Below are 13,292 nucleotides of genomic sequence, written 5' to 3' on the forward strand. Positions count from 1 at the left end.
AATCACAAATTCATTAAAAATGCTCAGGGATCAGGTAGTATGGGTGATCGGGAAGTCGATCAGCAATTAGTAGAACGAGTTCAAGGTGGGGATAAGCACGCATTCGATCTGCTAGTCATCAAATATCAACGTAAGCTAGCTCGTTTATTATCGCATTTTATACGTGATGCAGCTGAAGTTGAAGATGTGACACAAGAAGCTTTTATTAAAGCTTATAGAGCGCTGCCTTTATTTCGCGGGGAGAGTGCCTTTTATACGTGGTTATATCGAATTGGCATTAATACTGCTAAGAATTTCTTGGTGTCTCAGGGACGTAAGGTGCCGACACTACAGGAATTTGATAACGAGGATGCCGAAAATTTCGAAGATAGCGGTATATTAAAGGAAATGAACACACCGGAGAGTGAACTGATGAGTAAGCAAATTGCTCAAACAGTTAACCAGACATTGAATTCATTACCTGAGGAACTACGTACTGCGATTGTTTTAAGAGAGATTGATGGATTAAGTTATGAAGAAATTGCAAATATTATGAGTTGCCCGATAGGTACTGTACGTTCGCGTATATTTCGCGCGCGTGAAGCGATATCTGAACAGTTGCGCCCTTTATTAGGAACCAGTAAAGACAAGAGGTGGTAATGTGAAAAGCAAAATATCAGCATTAATGGATGGTGAGCTTGGTGAACAAGATGCATCAAATGTCATTAGAGTAATACAAGGAGATGATGATTTACGGGAAGAATGGAAAGCTTATCACCTAATTGGTGATACACTACGACAATCGTCGCGACTATCAACGGATGTATCCTTCAGCGTTAACCAGAAATTAAAAACCGAACCTACCGTACTCTTTCCAAAAGCATCGAATATACCCAAGCAACAAAAACACAAAGTGTTTGCTTTTTCCATGGCAGCTTCGGTAGTTGCGATGATTTCCGCATGGGCAATCATGTACAACCCTTCCTACGTGCCTCAGCAAACGCTGGTTGCAGAAAATCCAAGTCACAATAGTAACCTGACTGCTGTGCCTGTAATGGTTTCATCGCCCACCTTGCTAAATAATTATCCACCGGTTGAGATTAACGAATATCTATTTGTGCATAGAGAGTTTTCGCCAGGGACAAATATGCGCGGACAAGTTACTAATGTAAATAACGTCAATGAATATAGCGAAAGATATGGTCGATGATTAGCCGCAAAATAATCACGCTGTTTTTTTTGTTAACGTTTGGTTTCTTCCATGCTGCGCTGGCGCAGAACTTACCCCATTCATCAGAAAGTGCGCTGGGATGGTTGAAAAAAATGGCCGACGCGCCGCGTCAGCATAATTACTCAGGAACGTTTGTTTATTTTGCTGATGGGCATATGGAGACATCACGTATAATCCATAAAACAGATCAATCTGGAGAACGTGAAAAAATTGAAGTTTTAGATGGCATTCCACGCATTGTTTTCCGCAATAATGATGAGATGAAGTGTTACCTGCCTGATAGTAAGAAAATTTATACTGAAAAGCGTTGGTTTCGTAAATTCTTTCCCAATCTTCTGCCGCAATCGTTTGATAGTATAAATGACAATTATTACGTCAAAGAAACCAAGCGCGAGCGCATATCTGATCATGAATCCCAGGTCTTATCTCTGACGCCAAGAGATTCTTTACGGTACGGACATCAATTCTGGATTGATGTCCAATCAGGTCTGTTGCTAAAAGTTGCGGTAATGGATGGGAATGAAACTGTTGAGCAATTTGCATTTGTACAGCTGGAAGTCGATGGAGAAATTCATTCTGATTCGTTAAGGCCTGATCAATCGATTCTTGCACAAGAATGGAAAGTAACCGATTTGGTTACATCAATTTTAAAAGAAGGTGAATTAAAATGGCAAGTTAAGAACTTGCCGACTGGTTTTAAGAAATTGGTTGAGATGAAGCGTAATTTGACTGAAAAACCCACATTAGTGGATCATATTGCGTTATCGGATGGGCTTGCAACGGTTTCTATTTTTATAGAGCCTATTATTAAGGATGTACCAGCACCAGTACCAGGTGTCTTTACAAGCCGTGGTGCAATTAATATTTACGTTCGCACGCTGGGTGATAATAAAATTACGACGGTTGGTGAAGTGCCTGTGGAAACGATAAAGTTAATAGGCGATTCTGTCTTTAGGCAAGATTGAATATCAGTCGGTAGAAGGTTGCACAGTCGATTAAATTTAAGCCCACTGCTTTTCTTCAATTCTATCTGCAATAATTAAATATATTTCCTGATTGATTGGTAAAAAATATGAATAAAATACTACTCAGTTATACTGGTTTCATGGTAAGAACAACAATGATCTCTCAGCTCATAGTTATCTCACTGTTTTTATCAGCAGCAACGGCTTTTGCACAAGCCAATGAGTTACCGGATTTTACCGGACTTGTAGAAAAGCATGGTGCTGCGGTGGTAAATATTAGTGCCGTGCAAACATCAAATGCACTTAATGGTCAGGTGCTTCCGGAGATACCGGGTATTCCTGAAAATTCACCTTTTTATGATTTCTTTAAAAGGCATATGCAGCCATTTCCTGCACCGAGAAGATCTGAGCCTAAGTCTTTAGGATCTGGTTTTATCATTAGCTCGGACGGCTACATTCTGACCAATGCGCATGTTGTTGAGACAGCTGATGAAGTTACTGTGAAGCTTAACGATAAACGTGAATTTGTGGCGGAAATTATTGGTACTGATCGAAAAACAGATATTGCATTGATCAAAATAAATGCAACAGATTTACCCAGAGTTACACAAGGAAATCCAGAAAATCTCAGGGTGGGTGAATGGGTCATTGCAATTGGATCGCCTTTCGGGTTTGAACATAGTGTGACTGCGGGGATAGTCAGTGCTAAAGGCCGTTCCTTGGCACAAGAAAATTATGTGCCATTTATACAAACGGACGTAGCAATTAATCCAGGTAATTCAGGCGGACCTTTATTTAATATGAAGGGGGAAGTGGTTGGCATTAATTCTCAAATTTACAGCCGGACTGGCGGGTTCATGGGATTGTCATTTGCCATACCGATTAATGTGGCAACTGAAATTGCAGATCAGTTAAAAGCCAACGGCAAAATAAGCCGCGGCAGAATTGGTGTCATGATTCAGGAAGTTACTAAGGAGCTGGCGGAATCTTTCGGATTGGCGGACAGTAATGGTGCGTTAGTCGTTTCAGTGGAAAAGGGTGGCCCTGCAGATACGGCAGGAATCAAGCCGCGGGATATCATTTTGAAGTTTGATGAGAAAAACGTTACGACATCTGCTGATTTGCCACGTATCGTCGGTAATACCAAACCAAATGCAAAAGTAACTATTCAGGTCTGGCGGGACGGCGCTTTAAAAACTGTCAAGGTTGAGGTTGGGGAAACACCTTCCGATGAAGTGGCAGAGAATCGCAAACTCAAGCAGGGTAAAAAACCGGATACTTCAAATCGCCTTGGATTGGCGTTGAGTGAAATTACCGCCGAGCAAAAGAAACAATTGGAGATTACCAACGGGCTATTGGTCGAAGACATGCAACCCGGTATTGCCAGTCGTTCAGGAATTCGTATCGGAGATATCATTCTCGGGTTTAACAGCAAAGATGTTAAAAGTATTCAGCAGTTTAATGAATTGCTTGGTCAAGTTAAAAGTGGTAAGAATATCGCCTTACTGGTCAAAAGAGGAGATATGACTACTTTTATTACGATGAAGCTTACCGATGATGACAAAAAGAATTGAGTCGGATCCATGTGCTGTGAATCAAGCAATCACACTGATTGTATATGGTCGTGAAGATTGCCATCTGTGCCAAGATATGATCCTTGCGCTGCAAAATTTGCAAGCGCAAGGATCATTTGATTTCCAAGTTATTGATATCGATACCAATCCTGAACTGGTGGCACGGTATGGAGCAAAAATCCCAGTGCTGTTGTCGCCACTTACTAATCAAGAGATTTGTCATTACTTCCTGGATTTAGCAGCTTTAGATGATTATCTGAGTAAATTTCGTTAGAATGCTGCCTCTTTTAACTGTCCATCCACTATTTTAATTTCTGCGTTAGCGCGACATTAATTTCCACATGACTGGAAACATATTTTATTTCTCATATCCTGATGCGGCATATTCGTAATTTTTCCATCATTGCACATATTGATCACGGTAAATCGACGCTGGCAGATCGTATTATCCATTTGTGCGGCGGCTTATCTGATCGTGAAATGGAAGAGCAAGTGTTGGATTCCATGGACCTGGAGCGTGAAAGAGGCATTACCATCAAAGCCCAAACTGCGGCGTTGCACTATAAAGCAAGAAATGGTGAAACTTATTTATTGAATTTAATTGATACACCGGGGCATGTCGATTTCTCTTATGAGGTGTCGCGTTCGCTGGCTGCATGCGAAGGTGCGCTTCTGGTAGTGGATGCATCGCAAGGCGTTGAAGCGCAAACCGTTGCCAATTGTTATACCGCAATTGAGCAAGGCGTTGAGGTTATTCCGGTTTTAAACAAGATTGATTTGCCGGCTGCTGATCCCGAACGTGTTATCAGCAATATTGAAGAAGTGATTGGGATCGATGCGCACGATGCGGTCAGAGTAAGCGCTAAAACTGGAGAGGGTGTTGAAGATGTTTTAGAGGCACTGATTGCAAGAATTCCTGAGCCGAAAGGAAATCCGGATGCGCCGTTAAAAGCCCTGATCATTGATTCCTGGTTTGATAATTATGTGGGCGTCGTGATATTGGTAAGAGTCATGGATGGTACCATCAAACCAGGTGATAAGATTTTATTGATGGCCAGTAGGGCAGTACAGTTGTGTGAACAGGTGGGTGTATTTGTACCGAAATCAACTTATCGTGATGTTCTCAGTGCAGGTGAAGTAGGATTCATCATTTCCGGCATTAAAGAATTGGATGCAGCGAAAGTTGGCGATACGGTCACATTAGCTAATCATCCAGCAGAAAAGCCACTGCAGGGTTTTAAGGAGATAAAACCGCAGGTATTTGCCGGTTTGTATCCGGTCGAATCCAATCAATATGACGCATTACGTTCAGCATTGGAAAAATTGAAATTGAACGATTCGTCACTGCATTTCGAACCGGAAGTGTCTCAAGCGCTAGGTTTTGGATTCCGCTGCGGTTTTCTTGGGTTGCTGCATATGGATATTGTCCAAGAGCGGCTGGAACGAGAATACGATATGGATTTGATCACGACTGCACCGACAGTGGTTTATCAGATATTGATGCGCGACGGCGCACTCATCGAAATTGAGAATCCATCAAAAATCCCTGATCTTTCTAAAATTGCAGAGATTCGTGAGCCTATCATTACTTCGACCATCTTGGTACCGGAAGAATATGTTGGTGCAGTGATTACATTGTGCGTGAGTAAGCGCGGTAATCAAACGAATATGCAATATCTGGGTAAGCAAGTCATGCTGACTTATGAGATGCCGCTCAACGAAGTCGTCATGGACTTTTTTGACCGATTGAAATCGACCAGTCGCGGTTATGCTTCATTGGATTATGAATTTAAAGAATTTCGTGCTTCTGATTTAGTGAAGCTGGATATATTGATTAATAGTGATAAAGTGGATGCTTTGTCATTGATTATCCATAGAAGCAGCAGTCAATATCGAGGGCGCGAATTAGTGCAGAAAATGCGTCAATTGATTCCTCGTCAGATGTTTGATATTGCCGTACAGGCAGCGATTGGTGCGCATATTATTGCGCGTGAGACTGTTAAGGCGTTACGTAAGAATGTGTTGGCAAAATGTTACGGTGGCGATATAACACGTAAACGAAAGTTGCTGGAGAAGCAAAAAGCAGGTAAAAAGAGAATGAAGCGGGTTGGTAATGTAGAAATTCCGCAAGAAGCATTTCTGGCGATTTTGCAGGTTGACAATAAATAATGATGAGTAAAAATAAAATTCATTCACCTAACCATAGATTGAATCTGAGTGAATATAACGAAATACAAAATGGTTTTAGTGATGTGTCAGCAAAGGGAATCGCATGAATTTTCCTTTGATCTTGTTTGTTTTGCTCGTAATTACCGGCAGTATTTGGCTATTAGACACGCTGCTGTGGAAAAATAAGCGTGCACCGGAAGACAATGAACCGTGGTGGATTGAGTACCCTAAAAGTTTTTTTCCGATTATTCTGATTGTTTTCAGTTTGCGCTCGTTTGTGATTGAACCGTTTAAAATACCATCGGGTTCAATGATACCCACGTTGCTGGTTGGTGATTTTATCCTGGTAAATAAGTATACCTATGGCATCAGGCTCCCGGTGATCAACAAAAAAGTATTCGATATCAATGAACCAAAGCGCGGCGATGTGCTGGTATTCCGTTATCCGGAAGATCCATCGATTGATTACATCAAACGTGTCGTTGGACTGCCCGGTGACACGGTTACTTATCATAATAAGCAATTAATTATTAATGGTGAAACAATCAGAACGGAGTATGAAGGCGACTTCAAATATGTCGAATCAGGATTTGGATATATCTACTCCGATCGTTTTTCAGAATATTTAACCGAAGAGAGTCATTCGATTCTTATCAATCAGGATGTTAAAGGCATACAATTTTCGAATGTCAGACAATTCGAATTTAAGGAAAATTGTAAATATCATCGTACAGGGTTTACGTGTGAAGTGCCGCCAGGTAATTATTTTACGCTGGGTGACAATCGTGACAGTAGCAGTGATAGTCGCTATTGGGGATTTGTTCCGGAAGAAAATATTGTGGGTAAGGCATTTATGATTTGGTGGAATTTTGGAGATTTTGGTCGTATTGGATTAGCAATTAAATAACTATTCAAATTTCTCTTTGAGGAAATCATGTATTACACGACAATACGAAAACAACAAGGCTTGAGTCTGTCTAGTTTGTTAATATGGTCAATCGTCCTAGTGTTGATTGCAATACTTGGAATGAAGCTTGCGCCAGTCTATATTGAGCATTCCACAATCACAAAGAATTTAAAAGCTATTGCCAAGGAAGTTGAATCGCCGGATGGCGACCTTAATCAAATAAGATTATCGTTTAGTAAGCGTGCACAGATCGATAACATCAAATCGATTAGTGGGCAGGATATTAAAGTCAATCGAGAGAACGGACGTGTTGTTTTGAGCGCCAAATATACCGTAAAAATACCGCTGATCGCCAATATATCCTTGAATATCGATTTTGAATCTACGAGTCTTTAGCACCCGGTAATATCATGTCCAATGGAGATATTCACAATCAAAGCAATTACAGAGTGTTACTTGATACTTTTTGTAGACAACTCGAATATTCTTTTACACGGCCAGAATTATTGCAGGAAGCGTTAACTCATCGAAGTCATAGTGCCTCGCATAATGAACGCCTTGAGTTTTTAGGTGACGCCATATTGAATTGTGCCATTGCTGGGTTGGTTTATAAGTATTTTCCAGATTTACCTGAAGGACATTTGTCCCGGCTTCGCGCCAATTTTGTTAATCAGCAAGCTTTGTCGGACATAGCGCTTAGCTTGCAAATCGATAAAATCATTCGATTGGGCGAAGGAGAACTAAAAAGCGGTGGTTGTCATCGCCCATCTATCTTGGCCGATGCTTTCGAAGCCGTATTGGGTGCAATTTATCTGGATAGTGGTTATGCTCAGGCAGAAGCTGTGATTGCAGTACTCTATTTGCCCAAAATAGAAAGTATAGATACTAAGAAACAAGGTAAAGATCCCAAAACCTTGCTGCAGGAATTGCTGCAAAGTCAGAAGTTGGCGTTACCGGAATATACTGTGGTGACAACAACTGGGAAAGCGCACAAACAGAAATTTAAAGTGGAATGTGTATTGCCGACGTTTAATATTCGGACGTTAGGTGAAGGGACAAGCCGTCGCGGTGCGGAACAAGCAGCAGCAAAATTAGCCTATGACGAAATCTGTGTGCATCATTAAGTATAGAAAATTGAAAAATATGACTGGTGGCAATGTTCTAATATTCGCGATTTATCAGCATGACCGCTGATGCCGATTTTAGCACTGGCTATATTGCTATTATTGGCCGTCCAAATGTTGGTAAATCGACATTACTGAATAAGCTGCTTCAGCAGAAAATCAGTATCACATCCAGGAAAGCACAAACAACTCGCTTCCGCATCAATGGCATTTTAACCGACCAACAAACACAATTTATCTTTGTTGATACACCAGGCTTCCAAACGCAATATACCAATCGTTTAAATACCGCAATGAATCGAGTGGTAACACAAAGTATTCAAGATGTGAATGTTGTTTTATTTGTTATTGAAGCAATGCATTTTGATCAACGTGACCTTGCCGCACTCAAAATTTTGCCACAGAATGTTCCGGTTATTTTGGTGGTCAACAAAATTGATAAGCTGGCCGATAAAAATCGCTTGCTGCCGTTCTTAAACGATATGGCCAAAGTATTCCAGTTCGCAGCCATGATACCGGTGAGTGCCGCGCATAAAATTCAACTACCGGAACTGCTAAATACAATCCGTACCTATTTACCCATTAATCAACCCTTGTATGATAAAAATGAGGTAACAGACCGTAGCGAGCGTTTCATCGCCAGTGAATTTATCCGTGAAAAGTTATTTCGTTTAATCGGCGATGAAATTCCCTATTCAACCAGTGTCGTGATCGATCAATTTAAGCTGGAAGGTCAGTTACACAAAATTTATGCCACGATTCTGGTTGAGAAAGCGAATCAGAAAGCGATCATTATTGGGAAAAAGGGTGAGAAGCTTAAGCAAATAGCCAGCCAGGCACGCCAAGATATGGAATTGATGTTTGGGGGAAAAGTGTACCTTGAAGTTTGGGTAAAAGTTAAAAGCGGTTGGGCTGATGATGAAAGCGTATTAAGAAATCTTGGTTATGAATAATTTCTTACAAGTCATTATTTCGTGATTGATCTCTCGGGAAACTTTGAATGATGATTGAATTGGGCGTCAATATTGATCATGTGGCAACATTACGGCAGGCGCGCGGCACCCGGTATCCGGATCCAATCGAAGCAGCACTGATTGCTGAATCCGCCGGTGCTGATGCGATTACCTTGCATTTGCGCGAGGATCGCCGGCATATTCAGGATCGCGATGTGGAGATTTTACGCGACCGGTTAACAACCAGAATGAATCTGGAAAGCGCGGTAACTGATGAAATGATTGCCATCGCACTCAGAATAAAACCCCATGATATTTGCCTGGTTCCCGAAAGGCGCGAAGAATTAACGACCGAAGGCGGGCTTGATGTTGTGAAACATTTTGATCAAATCAAGCGTGTGTGCCAGAAGCTGGGAGAAGCCGGAATACGTGTTTCATTGTTCATCAATGCGGATTCGTTGCAAATCAATGCAGCAGTCCGTGCAGGCGCGCCCGTTATTGAGATCCACACCGGCAGTTATGCCGACGCACCCACACCTGAAGTACAAGAAAAACAATTCAATGAGGTACGAGAATCGGTTGCGCTGGGTACTGATTTGGGTTTAAAAGTAAATGCCGGACATGGCTTGCATTATGAAAATGTGCAGCCCATTGCCGCCATGCCTGAAATTTCCGAACTCAATATCGGTCACGCCATTGTTGCCCGTGCCATTTTTGTCGGTTTTAAACAGGCCGTGCAGGAAATGAAACAACTCATGCTCGAGGCACGTAGATGATCTATGGCATTGGCACCGATATCGTGCAGTCATCGCGTATCGAACAATCGCTGGAGCGTTTTGGAGATCGGTTTGCGCGGCGTATATTAACCGATAGCGAATGGTCGGAGTATCGCTCAAGCAGTAAGCCGATTCTGTTCCTGGCCAGTCGCTTTGCGGCCAAAGAAGCGCTGTCTAAAGCAATGGGTACCGGTTTACGTCATCCGGTTAATTTAACCTATATTACAATTATGAATGATCAGCTGGGAAAACCATTTTTTCAATTCCACCCTGAACTCAACCAATTACTCAGCGACGAAGGCATCACGCAGCATCATCTTTCTATCAGTGATGAAATAAATATGGTTTGTGCCTTTGTTGTATTGGAGAAATAGCCATGTCACTTGGGCCAGTGATGCTCGATATCGCCAGCACACAATTGACCGAAGACGATGTAAGAAGGCTTTCGCACCCGCTCACAGGCGGCGTCATACTGTTTACGCGGAATTACTCCAACCATCGCCAATTGACTGAATTGACGCAACAGATTCATGCGCTACGCAATCCGCATTTACTGATTGCAGTCGATCATGAAGGTGGTCGTGTGCAGCGATTTCAGAAAGATTTTACAAAATTACCCGCCATGCGTGAGCTGGGTAAAATCTGGGATAAACACTCCAGCCGTGCGCGTCATCTTGCCAAGCAGGTTGGTTTTGTACTGGCTGCAGAATTAAATGCTTGCGGTGTCGATTTCAGCTTTACGCCGGTGCTGGATCTTGACCATGGACAAAGCTGCGTCATCGGTGATCGTGCATTCCATCATGATCCCAATGCCGTCTCCGATCTGGCGAATAATCTGATGCTTGGCTTAAAGAAAGGCGGTATGCCGGCGATAGGGAAGCATTTTCCCGGACACGGCTATATTCAGACCGATTCTCATTTGGAAGAATCAATTGATCAGCGCCGATACATTGATATCGAAATGCATGATCTGGTTCCATTTCAGCACATGATCGATTCTGGATTGGCAGGAATAATGCCGGCGCACGTGATCTATCCGGAAATTGATCTCAAGCCTGCCGGTTTTTCCACTGTCTGGTTGCAAAAAATACTGCGTACAGAACTGCAATTCGAGGGATGTATTTTCAGTGATGATTTGAGTATGCGCGGCGCAGGAGATTATCTGGAATCCATGTTATTGCGTGCACAAGCTGCACTTACCGCAGGCTGCGACATGATATTGGTTTGCAATAATCCCGCAGGTGCGGATGAAATTTTAGCGGGATTGCAATGGGAGATGCCTGCGACCAGCCTTTCCCGCTTGGCGCGTATGCACGCTAGAAATAACTTTAGTTCAATGACAAAGCTGCGTGAGAATGGCGATTATGTGCATGCTGTACGTGAGATCAGTGTCATTGGATGTGACAGTGAAGAGTTACCATTACAGTAAATCTGCGATCCACCCATCAAAAAGAATCACGACCAGTACATTCTGTTTTACTTTAAAATTACTTCATTCATAAGATTTCTTATAAGGTTTTAATCATGTCAGAAACATTTGATGTAGCAGTCATTGGAGCAGGTCCTGGAGGTTATGTTGCGGCGATCCGCTGTGCACAACTTGGCTTGAATACGGTTTGTATTGATGAATGGAAGAACCCAAAGGGTAAGGCAAGCCTCGGTGGCACTTGTTTGAATGTGGGTTGCATTCCGTCCAAAGCGCTATTGGAATCCTCCGAGAATTATTTTCAAATCAAACACAAAGTATCAGTGCACGGTATCGCCACAGAAAATGTGTCTGTGGATGTTCCTGTCATGATTGTGCGTAAAGATAAGATTGTTACTACGTTTACTGCCGGCATCACATCGTTATTCAAAAAAAATAAAGTTAAATCAATACATGGCAGAGGAACACTATTACAGCGGGAACCATCCGCCAATGCTTGGCAGATAAAAGTTGATGATAATGGCAATACGGAAATAATCCAGGCAAAGCATGTCATCGTGGCAACCGGTTCAGTACCGCGATCATTGCCTTTCACGCCGATCGACAATGACTTGGTTCTGGATAATGCCGGTGCTTTAGCTTTAACGGAAGTGCCCAAACGGTTGGGTGTCATCGGTGCTGGGGTGATCGGTCTTGAAATGGGCAGTGTGTGGCGTAGATTAGGTGCGGAAGTCACTATTCTCGAAGCAATGCCGGGATTTCTCATGGCGGCTGATGAACAAATTGCCAAAGAAGCAAAAAGCATATTTGCCAAAGAACCTGGTTTGCAAATCAATACCGGTATCAACATCAAATCGATCAAGGTATCCAACAGTGATGTAGTTGTGAACTATAGCGATTCCAATAATCAGGAGCAGGTTTTGGAGGTTGATAAATTAATTGTCGCTATCGGCCGCATCCCGAATACCATGGGATTAGGTGTAAGCGAAAACGGTTTGTCACTGGATGAACGTGGATTTATTGTCGTCGACCAATATTGTCGTACCAATCTGACGAATGTTTATGCGGTAGGCGATGTAGTGCGCGGCCCGATGCTGGCGCATAAAGCATCCGAAGAAGGAGTAGTCGTCGCTGAAATGATTGCACATAGTGAAAAAGGCCAGGCGAGTGAAAATGAGGCGGTCGATTTTAATACCATACCTTGGGTTATTTATACTGCACCTGAGATTGCCTGGGTGGGGAAAAATGAACAGGAATTAAGAGCTGCCGGTATTGCTTATAAGGTAGGACAGTTTCCTTTTATCGCTAACGGTCGTGCACGTGCAATGGGGGAAACGAGTGGATTTGTTAAAATACTGGCAGATGAGAAAACCGATCGTGTGCTAGGTGTGCATATGATCGGTCCGCATGTTTCAGAGCTTATTTCAGAAGCCGTTATGGCAATGAAATTCTCGGCCAGTAGCCAAGATATTGCCTGCATTGTTCATGCTCATCCATCTTTATCGGAAGTATTCCACGAAGCTGCCCTTGGGGTGGATAAGCGTGCTTTACATATCTAAATCGATTAGTACGATATAGTATGGCAATTAGAAACAATGAGTCTTGTCGGGATCAACACTGCAAGACCAACGTAATTGGCGCATACCGGCCGTTTTATTCACGACATATTCCGCTTTGAGTTGCTTATTTTGTTCAATTGTTAAAGATGCTTTTTCAGGTATAAAACGCTCCTGGCTCCAAAATCTGATTCTACAAAAATCTTCATCAGCGCTGCAAAGTCTGTTGATAGCAGCGCTATAAATCGTTTTGTCTGTGTATACGCTGTGATCAATGAGCACCATATGAACAAATTTTCCAGAAGTACCCATTTCAATAGCACGGACTACTCGCCAGCCATTGCCGCTTTCCAATTGAGGTGAAGCGTTCGTAGCTGCGGCCGGTTCATCGTGTTCGTGATCTTCTCCTGCATGAGCAAAAACACTATACGGTATGGCGAGTATCAAAAATAATAAAAAACTGGATAATAGTTTGTGCATATATTCTCCCTGGCAAATGCCAATTCGTTAACTATAAATATATAAATTTGTATTATTGATTAACACATTGTGCTTCCAGGTAAATTTCTATTTTTACGCTGGATAATTCTTGCAGCGGGGCAGTATACTCGAAATTCGGTTTATGAACATTA

The 13,292-nt window shown here is 42.4% G+C and carries 15 protein-coding genes; 14 read left to right on the forward strand and 1 reads right to left on the reverse strand.

The window, feature by feature from the left end; genetic code table 11:
- Window positions 1-39: 39 nt before the first annotated feature.
- The 14 genes from rpoE (at window position 40) to lpdA (ending at window position 12,663) form a co-directional block, all read left to right on the forward strand.
- The gene (gene rpoE / locus Q0K92_RS00800; RefSeq protein WP_297323897.1) at window positions 40-639 is read left to right on the forward strand and encodes an RNA polymerase sigma factor RpoE; all 600 of its coding nucleotides are present in this window, start codon (window positions 40-42) and stop codon (window positions 637-639) included.
- A gap of 1 nt (window position 640) precedes the next feature.
- Window positions 641-1,189, forward strand: coding sequence for a sigma-E factor negative regulatory protein (locus Q0K92_RS00805; RefSeq protein ID WP_297323898.1), 549 nt, complete (start codon window positions 641-643; stop codon window positions 1,187-1,189).
- The gene (locus Q0K92_RS00810) at window positions 1,186-2,175 is read left to right on the forward strand and encodes a MucB/RseB C-terminal domain-containing protein (RefSeq protein ID WP_297323899.1); all 990 of its coding nucleotides are present in this window, start codon (window positions 1,186-1,188) and stop codon (window positions 2,173-2,175) included. Before Q0K92_RS00805 ends, Q0K92_RS00810 begins: the two co-directional genes overlap by 4 nt.
- Window positions 2,176-2,330: 155 nt before the next feature.
- On the forward strand, window positions 2,331-3,749 hold the full coding sequence (locus Q0K92_RS00815) for a DegQ family serine endoprotease (RefSeq protein ID WP_297323912.1): 1,419 nt from the start codon (window positions 2,331-2,333) through the stop codon (window positions 3,747-3,749).
- A gap of 16 nt (window positions 3,750-3,765) precedes the next feature.
- Window positions 3,766-4,023, forward strand: a complete 258-nt coding sequence (locus Q0K92_RS00820) for a glutaredoxin family protein (RefSeq protein ID WP_297323900.1) — start codon at window positions 3,766-3,768, stop codon at window positions 4,021-4,023.
- A 98-nt stretch (window positions 4,024-4,121) separates the two neighbouring features.
- Window positions 4,122-5,918 carry a translation elongation factor 4 gene (gene lepA, locus Q0K92_RS00825; protein ID WP_297323913.1) on the forward strand — a complete coding sequence of 599 codons (1,797 nt, stop codon included), beginning with the start codon at window positions 4,122-4,124 and terminating at the stop codon, window positions 5,916-5,918.
- A 103-nt stretch (window positions 5,919-6,021) separates the two neighbouring features.
- Window positions 6,022-6,825, forward strand: a complete 804-nt coding sequence (lepB, locus tag Q0K92_RS00830) for a signal peptidase I (RefSeq protein ID WP_297323901.1) — start codon at window positions 6,022-6,024, stop codon at window positions 6,823-6,825.
- Between the two features lie 27 nt (window positions 6,826-6,852).
- On the forward strand, window positions 6,853-7,221 hold the full coding sequence (locus Q0K92_RS00835; RefSeq protein WP_297323902.1) for a DUF4845 domain-containing protein: 369 nt from the start codon (window positions 6,853-6,855) through the stop codon (window positions 7,219-7,221).
- A 14-nt stretch (window positions 7,222-7,235) separates the two neighbouring features.
- Window positions 7,236-7,949, forward strand: a complete 714-nt coding sequence (gene rnc / locus Q0K92_RS00840) for a ribonuclease III (RefSeq protein WP_297323903.1) — start codon at window positions 7,236-7,238, stop codon at window positions 7,947-7,949.
- Window positions 7,950-8,008: 59 nt separating this feature from the next.
- Window positions 8,009-8,902, forward strand: a complete 894-nt coding sequence (gene era / locus Q0K92_RS00845; RefSeq protein WP_297323904.1) for a GTPase Era — start codon at window positions 8,009-8,011, stop codon at window positions 8,900-8,902.
- A gap of 50 nt (window positions 8,903-8,952) precedes the next feature.
- The gene (gene pdxJ, locus Q0K92_RS00850) at window positions 8,953-9,678 is read left to right on the forward strand and encodes a pyridoxine 5'-phosphate synthase (RefSeq protein WP_297323914.1); all 726 of its coding nucleotides are present in this window, start codon (window positions 8,953-8,955) and stop codon (window positions 9,676-9,678) included.
- On the forward strand, window positions 9,675-10,052 hold the full coding sequence (gene acpS / locus Q0K92_RS00855; RefSeq protein ID WP_297323905.1) for a holo-ACP synthase: 378 nt from the start codon (window positions 9,675-9,677) through the stop codon (window positions 10,050-10,052). The genes pdxJ and acpS overlap by 4 nt, the downstream gene beginning before the upstream one ends.
- A gap of 2 nt (window positions 10,053-10,054) precedes the next feature.
- A complete protein-coding gene (gene nagZ, locus Q0K92_RS00860) occupies window positions 10,055-11,107 on the forward strand; it encodes a beta-N-acetylhexosaminidase (protein WP_297323906.1) in 1,053 nt (350 codons plus the stop codon).
- Window positions 11,108-11,202: 95 nt separating this feature from the next.
- A complete protein-coding gene (lpdA, locus tag Q0K92_RS00865; RefSeq protein WP_297323907.1) occupies window positions 11,203-12,663 on the forward strand; it encodes a dihydrolipoyl dehydrogenase in 1,461 nt (486 codons plus the stop codon).
- A gap of 27 nt (window positions 12,664-12,690) precedes the next feature.
- Here lpdA and Q0K92_RS00870 read toward each other — a convergent pair whose 3' ends face one another.
- A complete protein-coding gene (locus Q0K92_RS00870; protein ID WP_297323908.1) occupies window positions 12,691-13,140 on the reverse strand; it encodes a hypothetical protein in 450 nt (149 codons plus the stop codon).
- Window positions 13,141-13,292: the final 152 nt, after the last annotated feature.

This window comes from Nitrosomonas sp. (assembly GCF_024282095.1).
In the GTDB taxonomy this organism is placed as follows: Bacteria; Pseudomonadota; Gammaproteobacteria; order Burkholderiales; family Nitrosomonadaceae; genus Nitrosomonas.